Source organism: Bacillus sp. TE8-1 (assembly GCF_008368855.1).
Taxonomy (GTDB): Bacteria; Bacillota; Bacilli; order Bacillales; family Bacillaceae_G; genus Bacillus_A; species Bacillus_A cereus.
Genome location: NZ_QPET01000012.1, coordinates 231270 through 246382 on the forward strand (window position 1 = coordinate 231270; position 15113 = coordinate 246382).

Here is a 15113-nt window from a genome sequence, read left to right on the forward strand (position 1 = left end):
ACTTGTAACACCCTATAAGGTATATGCTTAAGGAGGGATAAGAGAATGAAATGTCCGTCATGTCATACAGAAAATGCAGCGGAGGCAAAGTTTTGCGGGAATTGTGGACATTCGTTAACGGAAGAAGTAGTGGCAAGTAGTGGCCAAGAAGAAGGGCCGGAACAAGTACGTGCGGCACAAGCAAAGGAAGCTCGGCCAAATGAAACGGTAGAGCAAGCGAAGCGGTTCGCGAGCGGCTATTTTCAATTTTTTAAACATGCATTACAAGCACCCACAGCGATTATGAAAAGCGGCGCTATTGAAGTGCGAAATGGAATTGTAAGTCTTGTTCTTATTTGTTTTTTAGGAGCATGTATTTTTTATAGAATGATGAGTGCAGCATCAGCAGTTACGAGAACATTTGCACCAGATATATCTACTCCCACGTTTTTTGGAGAATCTATAACGGTCTTTTTCTTTTTATTAATTTTAACTTTATTTGTTGGATTTATTATTTTTGTAAGTGGTAAGATGATGAAATCGTCTTTTTCGTTTCTTGAAGTATTTGGTATATGGGGAACGATAGCGACGCCGACTATTGTCATATTAGTCCTTTCTTTTCTTTTTAGTTTCTTATTAATCTTTTTCTTACCTATATTATTATCCGTAGCTGCAACTTATATAGGGATTAGTATAACTGTAGCCGTATTAAAGCTAGACAATGGCGGATTAGATCTCGTTTACACACTTATTATTGCAAATGTTTTAATTGGAATTGCAACGTTCATTGTACTTTGGTCTTACATTAGTACGATAATTCAAGCCTTAACAAAGGGAATAACTGGCTTCTAATGAAAAGGTGGTTGACTGAATGAATGTATGTACAAAGTGCGGATCTCAGTTTGAAGATGGTGTGCAATTTTGTCAAAACTGCGGGTCGAAGAGGGGACGTCCTGTAGTAAAGAAGAACATGAGCGGTGGTACAAAAGTTGGCATTACACTGTTAGCACTATTTGTTATAGCGATTATTGGATTGTATTTGTACGGAGCATCGTATTATACGCAGGTGGCACAAGTAGACCGGATGATTACGATTTTACAAGAGAGGGACGGAGAGAAATTAGCTGAGATCGTTACGGCAGATGATCCATCGGTTATGATAACGAGAGAGAGTTTAACGCCTCTATTTTCATATATAAAAGAAAATCCATCTTACGTAAATGAATTAAAAGGATATTTGAGACAAGGTGAAAAACAACGGGATGGAATAGAAAGAGTTGATTTTTCATTAACGAAAGACGGAAAGTATTTCTTTATATTTGATCGATATAAATTGAAAGCGAAGACGTACTATACAACTTTGCTTACAAATGAAAAAGGCGTATCGTTAAAAATGAACGGAAAAGAAATTGATAAGACAGATGACAAAAAGTTTGAGAAGCAATATGGGCCATTTCTTCCGGGAAATCAAGTGTTTCAATCAGATTATAAAAATGACTATGTAAAATTATCTCGTGAGGAAAAGGTTGTACTTATGAAACAAAGCCAAAATAACGTAACGATAGATTTAACGTTGCAAGGTCAATATATTACAGTTCAAACGAACGCGCCTGGTGCAACATTGTACGTAAATCAAAAACCGGTTACAGCGCTAGCAGGAGAAGAAATTACATGGGGGCCTGTAGCGACTGATGGAAGTGCGACGATTTATTTAGAACGAAATGGAGAAAGCGGACGAGAAACGACACAAGTAGAGACGATAACGACACTTTCGTCTTATAATCTTCCATTCCAAAAGAAAAGTACAGAAAAAACAGTTGTTTATAATGTTACTCCAACGCCCGCGACTGGGTATGTATATAATGGTTTCATCTTTCCTGATAGTGATATTCGAAAATTAACGAGCGCAGATTTAACATATTTATCGAAAGAGCAGTTGAAAATTGCTAGAAATGAAATATATGCAAGGCATGGACATATTTTTCAAACGAAAGATATGCAAGCGTATTTTGCAAAACAGTCTTGGTATAGAGAAAATCCTTATTTTAAAGGAACGTTAACAGATATTGAAACTTATAATATTGAACTAATCAAATCAAGAGAATAGGCACTTGAAAAAGGTACAGTGTATATTGCTGTACCTTTTCTATCGTTATTTAGCTGGACCAGGATCCCTTGAGAAAAAGATATGAAAGAGAAATGTGACTTTACTTGCTCCCCCGGATGTACTGGCTTGCACATCAGATAAAGAACTAGACGTTAAGGCAGCTTCAGAATGAGGAGGAACGACTATTTTGAGTGCATCATCTGATTCTGATGATATCGTAACCGTTATTGTATCATCAGAAACATTTACAACTTTAACAGTACCAACGGGGAAGATGGACTTACCAGCGTGTGATGCAGAAGCAAAGCGATTGGCTTTCCAAATAGTTTGAGAGAAAGTGTCATTGTCTGATAACCAAGCGCGAGCACTGTATAATGTTGCATTAACGGTAAATTCTTGTTCAAGCGGGAGGGCGGCTTTCGGTTCTTTCGGTTCCTCTGGAAACTGAGCGAGAAGACCAGCGCACATGTATGTTTCACCTACTTTCGATATTTGCTTTTATAGCATATTAAACATGTTGTTTATAAGACACGACAGTTACCTATTCATACATAAGTTTGTGCACCAAATTTGAAGATAAAATTCTCTTTCTTTACAATGGAGGTAGGTGTTATTTTTATAAAATATGGAAAACGTAAAGAGTATGTAAAAAAGAAGGAGTGGTAAAGTGAACTATGTCATTATTGGCGGAGATGCAGCTGGTATGAGTGCAGCTATGCAAATTGTTAGAAACGATGAAAATGCAAATGTTGTGACGCTAGAAAAAGGTGAAATTTATTCGTACGCGCAGTGTGGGTTACCGTATGTCATTAGTGGTGCTATCGCTTCAACGGAAAAGTTAATCGCGCGTAATGTAAAGACGTTTCGTGATAAATACGGAATTGATGCGAAAGTACGACATGAAGTAACGAAAGTAGATACGGAAAAGAAAATGGTATACGCAGAGCATACGAAGACGAAGGATGTCTTTGAATTTCCGTATGATCGATTATTAATTGCGACTGGAGTGCGTCCTGTTATGCCAGAATGGGAAGGACGGGAATTACAAGGCGTTCATCTTTTAAAAACAATTCCTGATGCTGAGCGCATATTAAAAACGCTAGAAACGAATAAAGTTGAAGATGTAACGATTATTGGCGGTGGCGCAATCGGACTGGAGATGGCAGAAACATTCGTCGAACTTGGTAAGAAAGTAAGAATGATTGAGCGAAATGATCATATCGGTACGATTTATGATGCAGATATGGCAGAGTACATACATAAAGAAGCAGATAAGCATCATATTGAAATTTTAACGAATGAAAATGTAAAAGCGTTTAAAGGGAATGAGCGAGTAGAAGCAATTGAAACGGATAAAGGTACGTATAAAGCAGATCTTGTTTTAGTGTCGGTAGGAGTGAAGCCAAATACTGATTTTCTTGAAGGGACAAATATACGTAAGAATCATAAAGGGGCAATTGAAGTAAATGCATATATGCAAACGAATGTGCAAGACGTATATGCAGCTGGTGATTGCGCAACACATTACCACGTTATAAAGGAAATTCATGATCATATCCCGCTCGGAACGACTGCCAATAAACAAGGCCGACTTGCTGGACTGAATATGCTTGATAAACGAAGAGCATTTAAAGGTACGTTAGGTACAGGCATTATTAAATTTATGGATTTGACGCTTGCAAGAACAGGATTAAATGAAAAAGAAGCGAAAGGGCTACACATCCCGTATAAAACAGTCAAAGTAGATTCGACTAATATGGCGGGCTATTATCCAAATGCGAAACCACTTTACTTGAAATTACTATACCGTTCCGACACGAAACAATTATTAGGCGGACAAGTAATTGGAGAAGAAGGTGTAGATAAACGGATTGATGTAATCGCAATGGCACTCTTCAATAAAATGAGCATTCACGATTTAGAAGATGTCGACTTAAGTTATGCCCCACCATATAACAGCGTTTGGGATCCAATTCAGCAAGCGGCAAGGAGAGCGGAATAGCACTTTTTAAAGTGCTATTTTTTTCGTTAAAGGGGAATAAGCCTTTTTGCCGAATAAAAAAGGGGGAAATAATTACAAATAGGGAAGAGGGATCATTAAAAATGTTTGTAACACTTCAAACCGTTCAAGAATCAGAAAAAGAAATATTACGTAATTTGTACGCACTATATCTTCATGACCTCTCTACATTCACTCCTAATATAACGATTGGGGAAAATGGATTTTTTGAATACGAAGATTTGCACATGTTTTGGGAAAATGACGGAATCACTCCGTATTTTATTAAAAGTGATAATGATATTGTAGGATTTTTATTACTACTGGAACGTCCTTTTTTGAAGAAGGAAAACGACTTTGGTATAAATGACATTTTCATATTGAATCAACACAAGGGGAAAGGAATCGGTAAACAAGTTATTGAGAATGTACTAAAAGAGAAACGGGGGCAATATTTCGTTATCGAGCTTGTGAAAAATATACCAGCTGTTTCTTTTTGGAAGAAAGTATATAGGGAGCTAAACATCGAATTTGATGAGAAAATACAGTTAATCGATGATGAAGAATGCCTCGTTCAAACGTTTAAAATACAATGAGATTGGTGCTCCTAGTATATTACTTTGAAATTTAACTTTATTTTGAATATACCGTTCACCCTTGAAAACATAGTACGTATCGCTTATATTGTCATATAGTATTTATTTTTTAAACAAAGCAATGAACGAACCAGGGGGCGCAGTATGGCAATTAACATGAAAACAATCGAAGAATGGATTGCTGAATCAAATGCAAGACATGAAGAAGACTTTGGACACGTTGTGGAAGAAATGAAAGAAGTATGTGTCGGACTTGATAACGCGACATTAATTTATACGAAAAATGTATTTTGTTTCGGTAAAAAAGTAGAAGTATTTTTCTTCTTCCAAGACCATGTCGTGATTGGACAAGAAAAAGACGAATATGTTGAGATTGAAAAATTAAAGTATGATGCCATTACAAATAGTAACTTAAAAACAAATGACAAAAATACTACGTTAGAATTAAAGTTTGCTAACGGACAATCTATCAATTTAGATAGTTTAAATGATAACTACGGTACGAAAAATTGGTTATTTGCTAGACAAATTAAGAGTATTTTTAAGTTAATCTAGTAAAAAAGCACGCCGATAGACGGCGTGCTTCTAACAATGCAAAGCCCCTTTTAACCAATTCCGCGCTCGATATGCCCCAACTGGAACTTGAATAAGAGATGTTTCATTCCCAGCATCTATTCCGTACAATTGATCACATGAATTTGTATCAAAACTAAGTAAAGGATGCCCGCCCATCCCCATCGCGGTCGCTGCAAAAACGAGTTTATGAACAAGTATACCTGCTTCCATTTGATGAATACGGTACCCTCTATAGCCTAATGCATTTGTATAATAATCTTTCTTTCCGACTACATGTAGGCAAAGTGGTACTTGAAAAAGGTTTACGTTATCCATCGTCATACTAGACTGAAGTGGGTAGCGAAGGTCTCCATATCGAATTGGTTGTATGGAATGTGTTTTACTGTTATAAGCGTAAGCCCCGTTTTTAATATTTTTCACGTTATAAAAACATCCGTATACGGAGACGCGTGTATTTTCATTTGTATACTTACCGTCAAGGTCGTTGTAATAGGGGAAGGAGAGACTCGCTTCTTGTAGTAAAGTAGCGAGCTCAGCTGCATCCCATTTCGTTAAAGTAAAGTCAGCATCAGGGGAATACCGTTTTCTGCAAAGTTGCAAGAAATCATAAGATAAACGCTCTACTTTCGGCAGTTGTACAGCATACTCATGATGTTGATAGTGCTCTTCATGAGCTAGTGTTTGGAAGTGTGCTGTCGATTCGATCATAGAAGCTTCATTTATTTTTGTTATCATCGGATATTCATTTACATGTTTTGAGCGAACGAAATGTTCATGTGCGAGTGGCGGAATTTGTTGCAACAACTCATGAGAAGTAACTGTTTTATTTTCACGGTAATCATTGTGAAACCAATTAGTTTCTAGCTCTGTACTTAAAGGAATAACGGCATACACACTTTCTTCGCCTTCTGACAATCCGAGTAAATGGTTCAGTGCACGGTCTAGAAACTGAAAGTATACGCCATTTGTGTAACCGAATTGTTTGGCACATTCAAGTAATTGTCCGATGAGAACACCACTATCTAATCCTTGAAGGCGATATGAAAAGTTATTGTATTTAAAGAAGTTTTTCCAAAACATAGTGGATACGAATGCGGCACCGAAACAATCATGTATATTACAGCGATTACCGAGTGCGTCTGCTAAATAAGAATCGAAATTTCCTTCGCGAAGTAAAATAAGTCGGTGATGCGCGGCGTCATAATGGTAAATGCCGTCTGGATAATCGTCAATCTTTAAATAGATATACAATTCATTCGGGTATAAGGCACCGCCTGAAGGAATGGATCTACGTAATACATTTCTCTCGCTATTTAGCTGACATAATTGTGTTACACCAAATGAATACCAAAGGTAGTGACCAATCTCATTTAGAGTAGGTGTAGTAGAAGAGTTCGATAAAGATAACGGGATTTCTAAGGAGAGCGGGATGGTAGGTACATTTCGATATAATTTATAAGGAAGCGGTGCGTCTTTCCAGTCCACCTCATGATTTGGCATAATTTCATCGATAGAGAAATGGAGATGATGTAAAAAAGTATCTAGCTGCATGAAATCCCTCCTTTACTATGGAAACGGATGTGGATGTGGATTTAATCTTTCATTTGTTAAAGGTTCGTCTGTATATCCAAGTGTCATCGGTACGGTATATACCCGGTCCAGTCCTGTAACCCGAGTAAGATGGTGTCCGAACGTCATCGGTAACATACCTGGAATAATAACTTTTACACAGTGTAGTCCGTTCTTTTCTATAAGGGGAACGGTTTGATCTACAACGATTACTTCAAGGTCAGATTGATGCAAACGATTTAAAAGTTGGTGGAGATCGGATGTTAAATCCATATCAAATGATTGTGATACATTTATTTCTTGGAACGTTTGCACCGGTGCATCTTCTCGTAAAAGGAAGTGAAGACGTTCTTCCGTTTCTTTCAATCCGTACAGCATACTATGGTCTTCCATTTTATTAACGAAATAAGAATCTTGTAAGCACTTTTCGTAGTATTCTCTTTTGTGCTCGAGCTCATCGTCTGTTATAAGTAACATGCCTGCTATTTCTTGAATGGCGCTTTTTAAGGCTCGAATAGGATCTAAATGAGCGCCTCCCGCACAAACAACGTTCATTCCATTTTCACGCGTATTTTTTGCAATTACCCATAAGCTCGGGATGCCGTGTTCCATCGTCGCATTAAAAGCGTGTAATTCATACCCGGTAATCGTACGTAACCGCTGGATCATTAATTGTAATTCTGTATCATTTGCTGAACTCAGATCAAGGCGGGGAAGAGGTAATTCTGCATACCAAGTGAGTAAGAACGCATCACGCTCTACAATTTCTAAAATACCGTGAAAAATCGCTTCTTCTAAACTACCGCCAATTGCACATCCATTTGATGTTTCATACACGAAAGCATCTCGATGACCGAGGCTATAATAAGCAATTGATTCAGGAACTAAAAGCGGTCTCTTTTGTGATAAAGAATATCCCCATACCCAGTTTTGCTCATAATCAGGATCAAACGGCTTAAATGGAAAATTATCACGATTGTAATGTTCATTTGTATGTACACCGAGTGTGAGGGGATTTAGTGCATGTTCCTCTAAATCATGAAAACTACCATGCACATTTGTCTTTTTCCCGCGAGGCGACATACCGCAATATCGTTCTAAACCTTCTAAAATAGCAGTTGCTTCACTCACTGCAAATGAATGAGTTCGGCCTGCAACACCTTCATTTCCGAACATTAATGGCATGTTTATAATGACGTCAGCGAATGGTAATAATGAATGCTGCATTTTTCCGTTCAACATACCGACCCGATAATCTAAATAGTCTCTCGTTAAAAATGTGTTTAGCTCATGAATGGAACGGCAGCGATACGTTTCGGTGCTTACTTTTAAACTCGGTTGTAAAGAAACTTCCGCCGCATCCGCAGTATCATCAGGTAAATTACTACATACAGGACAGAGAGGATCTGGAAGAAAAGAATGCCGCGTACATTGTAATGTTTGTAAGTTTAGTAAAATAAGTTCATTTTCTAAAGAAGAATGGTTATGAGTTAATATTTTTCCTGTTTCTGCGCAAATAAGATAGCACATTTGCAACATTCCATTTTGGGTGGCACGTACGTCACGTCTCGTTACATTATCTGCTTTAAAGGCATATTTCCGCTGTAGTTCCCACATTTCTTTTTGATCAAAGCCAGCGATAAAACGGCGTCCATCAGAACAATGGGAACATCCAGGCGTAAGAGGATGAATGTAAGGACCGATAATACCTTCGCCAAATGAAGTAAAACCACGAAGCCACGGAATATGATTTGAGCGAAAAATAAGTTCGGCATCATGATGAATAGTAGAAGGAGATCCGTCATGTAATACGAGAGCGAGATGAATATTTTCAGGAAGTTCTTCTGTAAGGGTCTGCTGACGAATGATGGAATATTGTTTGCATAATTGATCATGTACATAGTCTGCAAGAAGGCCATCTCCTATAAGCAATATATTTTGAATCATAAACCGTCCTCCTTTGCAATTAATACCCCATACACACCGTCTAAGTTTTCTTTCAAAAATGGTTCGATTGCTAAATCAAACACGAAGGGATAAAAATTATGTTCTTCTAAATGCTGTAAGGCAAGCTGTAAAGATTGCACACTTGGAATTTCTTCTTCCGCTTGTATTTCCACTCTAAAAGAATCCGTGTCATATAAAATAATAGATGATTCAGGCAAGATATTAGCTCTGTAAGGAGTCTCTTCACTTTGAATGTGGAGCAGTGATAGTTGTAGTGCGCTTCGTAACGCTAACGTCATATTAATATTAGATGCACCGTACCATCTATCATTTATACCAATCCAAATGACTGGAAAACTGAGAATCTCTTCACTCATTGCAATTTTAGGTGTTTCATGAATTGTAGCAAGAGCATCGTAATAAAATCTACAATGTTTATCGTGAATATCAGTTAAATCAATCGTTGTAAGTTCTTCTAGCATATGTGACTGCCGCTCATACAGTTTATTGTTTAAATGTTGTTGTAGTGCCCGGTAAAATCCTTCTGTCATCGTTTCTCCAGCACCGATACCGATATCGTTATGTTCAGGAATAAGGCGGTGAATGATTTCTGCTACATATGTTTCAATTCCTGTTAAACCGGCTTCTCGGCGTGCTTCATTATGAGTCAATCCACTGCAAGTCATAAGAGGCAGAAGGGGAGCTGGGCCATCTGATAGTGGAGTGGCTACTTGAATATAGCACTGTGATAACGGTAATTGATATGAATCTTGTTCATCCCATACATGGAATATACCGGCTTCTTTAGAAGTTAATGAGTCGAAAAAGCGGAATACATCAGTTGAAGTATGTTGGTTCGACCGATGCTCAAGTTTTTCAGAAAGATTTTCTATCGTATCAATTGTAAAACTTTCATCAGTTGCAAGAGGGTGTTTTATAAAAGGATGCCACGTTCCTTCAAGTGTTTCATAGTTTAATAAAAAGAATTGCGATTCTTTTTCACGATATGAATCATCCGCGACATGTTTAAACAATTCAAAAACGATTACATTTGCTAACATGGCAGATGTAATTGGTGAGAAGGAATCCGATGAATTTTCATTTTGCAAAGTCGTTTCATGTAGCCGATGCCATGCGGATTCCCAGCATTCATCACGATTTTCCATTACGACAGGTCCAGCTATACCGAGTGTTGATAAACAAATAGCTGGTATAAAATTCTTTTTCGTTTCTCTACAAATAGTGTGAACTGTTTTTAAACCGTCAATGTCTCCATTTTGAGAAACATATAAAATCCAATCAAAAGGTTCGAATACTTCATGTAAGGGACGGTCAATTGTAGTATCGATTTCTTGAAGGAGTACACTGTTATCAACTTCATATGCACGTTCTATTAGCTCATGTATTCTGTCATAGTTTGTTTCATCTCGATCTGTAACGAGGTAATGAAATGTAGGTAAACCAGATTCTAATAAAGAAGAAACTAAGGAAGTGAGCATATCCCCAGAACCAAGTACAAGGACATTTGCTCCGCGGTACGTTTCGAATTTTAAAGCACCTGAATGAGAATCGGCTTCTAAAAATTCAATTTGCGAAGCATATCTGTCGAGTAATGTACTGTTTAATTCATGAGGTGCATCTTGATTTGCATCGCGAACGAAACCATTTTCATATAAAATCTCTCCAATTTCAAATACCCGATTTTGATAGGGGAGAGGGAGGCCATCGGTTATTTCTGCTAAAGAATAATTTCCGTTAAACATTGGCATTAATTTTTCAATCCAGTCATAAATTCCATCACCGTCCATGCGAAATGAACTGGCGTTATTTCGAAAATAGACACCCCCGTTTGAATCGGGGAGGAAGAAAGTATCCTTATTTACTTTAAGTTTTGCATGAATTGGAAGGTTATTCATTTTAATCCTCCTTACGTTTAGGCATACATTATTACTTTATGTCATGAAATTTGTCCCGTATGAACACAATAAAAAAAGGCTGTAGAATGATTCATTCTACAGCCTTTAATAGATTTTTAATCTATCAACCTTCTAATAATAATGACTTTGGATCTTCAAGCATATCTTTAACAGCAACAAGGAAGCTAACTGCTTCTTTACCATCAACAATACGGTGATCGTAAGATAAAGCAATGTACATCATTGGGCGGTTTTCCATACGCTCGTTATCAATTGCAACTGGGCGTACTTGGATTTTATGCATTCCTAAAATACCAACTTGAGGGCTATTTAGGATTGGTGTTGACATTAGAGAACCGAATACACCACCGTTTGTAATTGTAAATGTACCACCTTGTAGTTCTTTTAATGAAAGTTTGTTATCGCGTGCTTTTTTACCTAATTCACGAATTTCGCTTTCGATTTCAGCGAAGTTTAATTGGTTAGCATCGCGTACAACTGGAACAACTAATCCATCTGGAGCTGCTACTGCAATACCGATATCATAGAATTTTTTAATGATAAGCTCGTCACCTTGAATTTCAGCATTTAATAATGGGAATTGTTTTAATGCTGCAACAACTGCTTTTGTGAAGAATGACATGAAGCCAAGACGTACATCATGTTTTTTCTCGAAAGCATCTTTGCGTTCTTTACGCAATTCCATGATCGCACTCATATCAACTTCGTTAAATGTTGTTAACATTGCAGATGTTTGTTGAACTTCTACAAGACGTTTTGCAATTGTTTGACGGCGGCGGGACATTTTCACGCGCTCAACTGGTTTTTCGAATTCCGTTTTTGCAACTGGAGCAGGAGCTGGACTCTTTGGAGCAGCTGGTGCTTCTTTTGGTGCTGCAGCAGCATGAGCTTGTACATCATGTGGTCTCACGCGTCCAAGTGGATCTGTACTACGTACGTCGTTTAAGTCGATTCCTAATTCACGAGCCATCTTTCTAGCAGCTGGTGATGCGATAGGACGGTTTGTATTTGGTAACCCTTGTAGTGTTGCAGTTTGCTCAGCACTTGGTGCCGCAGCTTTCGGTGCTTCAGCTGTTTCTTGTTTTGGTTGCTCAGCAGCCGGTGCAGGTGTACTTACTGCAACTGGTGCTCCATTAGCATCTAAAATTGCGATAGTTGCGCCAACTTCAACTGTATCCCCAGGTTCGCCTAGTAACTTCGATACAATACCTGAATCTTCTGCAATGATTTCTACATTGACTTTATCAGTTTCAAGCTCAACAACGCTGCCACCTTTCTCAACTTTGTCGCCTACGTTGATAAGCCATTGTGAAATAGTTCCTTCAGTAATAGATTCTGCAAGCTCAGGTACTTTAATTTCGATCATTTTAAATGTCCTCCCCTTATTTGCCTAACGGTGTGTTTTTTCTTCTTTTGTCTTCGGTAATCTCCATTTGTTAGCCTGGCCTTGGGCAGAATATCTGCCCAAGGAACAAGCTAGAAACCTTCATTGTTACTTTTTAGTTGCTGTAAACTTCAATTTCTTGTTTATCTTGACGGAAGTTATACTTTACATCTAAAGCATGTGCAACAATTAGTTCTTGCTCAGCTTTGTGAGCGAATGGATCGCCGCCAGATGGACTAGAGCGATCAGGACGTCCAATGTAGCCCGTTTTCACTTTATCTCCAGCAAGTTCGAACAGAATTGGAGCCATGTAATGCCATGCACCCATATTACGAGGTTCTTCTTGAACCCAAATGATTTCTTCTAGGTTTTTAAAGCGTTTAATAATAGATTGAACTTTCTCAGCAGGGAATGGGTATAATTGCTCAATACGAACGACATGAACTTCGTCTAAGTTGTACTCATGTTTACCAGACTCGATTTCTGCTGCTAAGTCAATCGCCATTTTACCTGTGCTTAAAACAAGACGTTTTACTTTATTTGGTTTCATGCCAAGGTTTTCTTGTTCTAAAGCAGGTTGGAAACGTCCTTCGCTTAACTGACTAGCAGTTGAAAGCGTAAGTGGGTGACGTAATAAACTCTTCGGCGTCATCAATACTAATGGTCGAACAGCTTCTGTTCCTAAGATAGATGCTTGACGACGCAGGATATGGAAGTATTGAGCCGCGCTCGTTAAGTTTGCAACTGTCCAGTTATTCTCAGCAGCTAACTGTAAGAAACGCTCTGGACGTGCACTAGAGTGCTCTGGTCCTTGACCTTCATAACCGTGTGGTAATAGAAGAACTAAGCCAGATTTTTGACCCCATTTTGCTCTTCCAGCTGAAACATATTGATCAAATAATGCTTGCGCAGTATTTGAGAAGTCACCATATTGCGCTTCCCACATAACAAGAGTTTCTGGAGCGAATACGTTATAACCATATTCGTAACCAACAACAGCAGCCTCTGATAACGGACTGTTATGAACAGAGAACGATGCATTAATGTTTGGTAAGCGATGCAATGGTGAATATGTTTCGTTTGTATCAGTATCGTGTAATACGATATGACGGTGTGCGAATGTACCACGCTGTGAATCTTGACCAGTTAAACGAATTGGCGTACCTTCTTGTAAAATAGAAGCGAATGCTAACGATTCAGCAAGTGCCCATTCAATTTTACCATTTTCTTCAAGAGCATCTTTACGGCGCTCAAGAATTTTCTTCACTTTCGGATATACGTTAAATCCTTCCGGCCAAGATAGTAGACCTTCATTAATTGCACGAAGTGAGTCAATCTCAACACCAGTATCAATTGACTGAATACCTTTTGCAACAACATCTGGCACTTTAACGTGAATTGTTGCATCGCTCGTATCAGCTGGTGGTACTTGTGCATAGTCGGATTTTAATTGTTCTTGTGTAAACTGTGTAATTGTTTCAACCTCATCTGCATTTAGAACACCAGCAGCTTGTAATTGATCTGCATAAATTGCTCGTACAGTTGGATGGTTTTTAATTTTTTTGTACACTTGTGGTTGCGTAACTGCTGGATCATCCATTTCGTTATGACCGTAGCGGCGGTAACCAATTAAATCGATTAAGAAATCTTTTTTGAACAACATGCGATATTGAATTGCAAGGTTAGCAGCTGCAAGACAAGCTTCCGGATCATCAGCGTTCACGTGAACAATCGGAATATCGAAACCTTTTGCAAGGTCACTAGAATATTTCGTAGAACGAGAATCATAGCTATCAGTTGTAAAACCAACTGCATTGTTTGCGATAACATGAATCGTTCCGCCTGTTTGATACGCGTTCAATCTGCTTAAGTTGAGTGTCTCAGATACAATACCTTGACCAGGGAATGCAGCATCACCATGAACTAAAATTACGAATGATTTTGAAGTATCTTGATCTGGAAGACCAGATTTTTTACGATTCTCTTGAGCAGCACGTGCGAAACCTTCTACTACAGGATTCACGAACTCAAGATGACTCGGGTTATTTGCTAATGTCACGCGAGTGCTAACTTCTTCGTTACTAACGACTTGTTCTCTACCTAGGTGGTATTTCACATCGCCAGTCCAGCCAGAATTAGCCACTGCGCCTTCTATTTTTGCATGTTTGAACTCAGCAAACATGTGGCTATATGGTTTTTCTAATACGTGAGCAAGTACGCTTAGGCGACCGCGGTGAGCCATACCAATCATGACATCCTCAACGCCGTTTTTAGCACCTTCTAGAACAATTTCATCTAAAACAGGTACAAGCATATCAACGCCCTCGATAGAGAAACGTTTTTGCCCAACGAATGTTTTATGCAAGAATTGCTCGAAACCTTCAACAGCTGTTAAACGTTTTAAAAGAGCAGTTCGTTTTTTGTTTGATAGTGGTTGACGCAATGAATTTGATTCCACCATTTGATGCAACCACGCGCGTTCTTCACTATCTTGTATATGAGAAAATTCATAAGCTAAAGATTTTGTATAAACGTCTTTTAATCTATGAATTACATCAAGTGCAGTGTGAATACCTTCTGGTGCATCTTGCCATACTGTTTTCGCTGGAATCGCTTTCAAGTCAGCGTCGCTCAGTTCGCTCATTGCTTTCTCAAGAAGAGATTGTCCATTTGCAGCATCTTCCATCGGGTTGATGTGAGCCAACGTGTGCCCGAAAGAACGAATCTGCTCAACTAGTTGAACGACTTTAAGAATTTTTTCAATGTTACCTGTGTTTTGAGGAGAAAAATGTGTTGCTGTGTTGTCCCCTGTTACGACATCATCTTGAAACGAAGGAGCTCCAAAAATTTCAAAAAGCTCTTGTAATTCCGGATCAACAGAACCTGCTCCAGTTACGTAAAGATCATACTGTTCAATAACATAACCAAGGTTCGGACCGTGGAACTTGGCCCAAGGGTTTGTCGTTGTATTCTTCCTCGTCATTTGTTTAAACCTCCCAATGCATATAATCCTTTTCCA

Annotated in this window: 11 protein-coding genes; 5 read left to right on the plus strand and 6 right to left on the minus strand. The window is 38.4% G+C overall.

Annotated features, from left to right (window positions below; translation table 11 throughout):
- Positions 1–45: 45 nt before the first annotated feature.
- Together DN404_RS10620 and DN404_RS10625 are read left to right on the plus strand one after the other, a co-directional pair.
- Complete coding sequence (locus DN404_RS10620) at positions 46–831, plus strand: zinc ribbon domain-containing protein (RefSeq protein WP_000650098.1); 786 nt, start codon at positions 46–48, stop codon at positions 829–831.
- A 19-nt stretch (positions 832–850) separates the two neighbouring features.
- Positions 851–2086 carry a TcaA 3rd/4th domain-containing protein gene (locus DN404_RS10625; protein WP_149215049.1) on the plus strand — a complete coding sequence of 412 codons (1236 nt, stop codon included), beginning with the start codon at positions 851–853 and terminating at the stop codon, positions 2084–2086.
- A gap of 45 nt (positions 2087–2131) precedes the next feature.
- On the opposite strand, the gene DN404_RS10630 is transcribed toward DN404_RS10625, so the two are convergent.
- Positions 2132–2554, minus strand: coding sequence for a hypothetical protein (locus DN404_RS10630; RefSeq protein WP_149215050.1), 423 nt, complete (start codon positions 2552–2554; stop codon positions 2132–2134).
- A 199-nt stretch (positions 2555–2753) separates the two neighbouring features.
- Here DN404_RS10630 and DN404_RS10635 point away from each other — a divergent pair, with 199 nt between their 5' ends.
- The 3 genes from DN404_RS10635 (at position 2754) to DN404_RS10645 (ending at position 5236) form a co-directional block, all read left to right on the plus strand.
- Complete coding sequence (locus DN404_RS10635; RefSeq protein WP_001110222.1) at positions 2754–4088, plus strand: CoA-disulfide reductase; 1335 nt, start codon at positions 2754–2756, stop codon at positions 4086–4088.
- 101 nt (positions 4089–4189) lie between these two features.
- A complete protein-coding gene (locus DN404_RS10640) occupies positions 4190–4681 on the plus strand; it encodes a GNAT family N-acetyltransferase (RefSeq protein WP_012593175.1) in 492 nt (163 codons plus the stop codon).
- A gap of 144 nt (positions 4682–4825) precedes the next feature.
- Positions 4826–5236 carry a DUF3908 family protein gene (locus tag DN404_RS10645; protein ID WP_000996782.1) on the plus strand — a complete coding sequence of 137 codons (411 nt, stop codon included), beginning with the start codon at positions 4826–4828 and terminating at the stop codon, positions 5234–5236.
- 30 nt (positions 5237–5266) lie between these two features.
- On the opposite strand, the gene DN404_RS10650 is transcribed toward DN404_RS10645, so the two are convergent.
- The 5 genes from DN404_RS10650 to odhA form a co-directional block, all read right to left on the minus strand.
- On the minus strand, positions 5267–6808 hold the full coding sequence (locus DN404_RS10650; protein ID WP_149215051.1) for a SagB family peptide dehydrogenase: 1542 nt from the start codon (positions 6806–6808) through the stop codon (positions 5267–5269).
- A 15-nt stretch (positions 6809–6823) separates the two neighbouring features.
- Positions 6824–8773 carry a TOMM precursor leader peptide-binding protein gene (locus DN404_RS10655; protein WP_149215052.1) on the minus strand — a complete coding sequence of 650 codons (1950 nt, stop codon included), beginning with the start codon at positions 8771–8773 and terminating at the stop codon, positions 6824–6826.
- Positions 8770–10689 carry a putative thiazole-containing bacteriocin maturation protein gene (locus DN404_RS10660; RefSeq protein ID WP_149215053.1) on the minus strand — a complete coding sequence of 640 codons (1920 nt, stop codon included), beginning with the start codon at positions 10687–10689 and terminating at the stop codon, positions 8770–8772. Before DN404_RS10660 ends, DN404_RS10655 begins: the two co-directional genes overlap by 4 nt.
- Before the next feature lie 124 nt (positions 10690–10813).
- Entirely contained in the window at positions 10814–12076 is a 1263-nt protein-coding gene (gene odhB / locus DN404_RS10665; RefSeq protein ID WP_149215054.1) for a 2-oxoglutarate dehydrogenase complex dihydrolipoyllysine-residue succinyltransferase, read from the minus strand.
- A gap of 133 nt (positions 12077–12209) precedes the next feature.
- Positions 12210–15077 carry a 2-oxoglutarate dehydrogenase E1 component gene (gene odhA, locus DN404_RS10670; protein WP_000197161.1) on the minus strand — a complete coding sequence of 956 codons (2868 nt, stop codon included), beginning with the start codon at positions 15075–15077 and terminating at the stop codon, positions 12210–12212.
- Positions 15078–15113: the final 36 nt, after the last annotated feature.

Coding starts and splice junctions, on each gene's coding strand:
- DN404_RS10620 (WP_000650098.1), top strand. CDS start 46: ATGAAATGTCCGTCATGTCATACAGAAAATGCAGCGGAGGCAAAGTTT.
- DN404_RS10625 (WP_149215049.1), top strand. CDS start 851: ATGAATGTATGTACAAAGTGCGGATCTCAGTTTGAAGATGGTGTGCAA.
- DN404_RS10630 (WP_149215050.1), bottom strand. CDS start 2,554: ATGTGCGCTGGTCTTCTCGCTCAGTTTCCAGAGGAACCGAAAGAACCG.
- DN404_RS10640 (WP_012593175.1), top strand. CDS start 4,190: ATGTTTGTAACACTTCAAACCGTTCAAGAATCAGAAAAAGAAATATTA.
- DN404_RS10645 (WP_000996782.1), top strand. CDS start 4,826: ATGGCAATTAACATGAAAACAATCGAAGAATGGATTGCTGAATCAAAT.
- DN404_RS10650 (WP_149215051.1), bottom strand. CDS start 6,808: ATGCAGCTAGATACTTTTTTACATCATCTCCATTTCTCTATCGATGAA.
- DN404_RS10655 (WP_149215052.1), bottom strand. CDS start 8,773: ATGATTCAAAATATATTGCTTATAGGAGATGGCCTTCTTGCAGACTAT.
- DN404_RS10660 (WP_149215053.1), bottom strand. CDS start 10,689: ATGAATAACCTTCCAATTCATGCAAAACTTAAAGTAAATAAGGATACT.
- odhB (WP_149215054.1), bottom strand. CDS start 12,076: ATGATCGAAATTAAAGTACCTGAGCTTGCAGAATCTATTACTGAAGGA.
- odhA (WP_000197161.1), bottom strand. CDS start 15,077: ATGACGAGGAAGAATACAACGACAAACCCTTGGGCCAAGTTCCACGGT.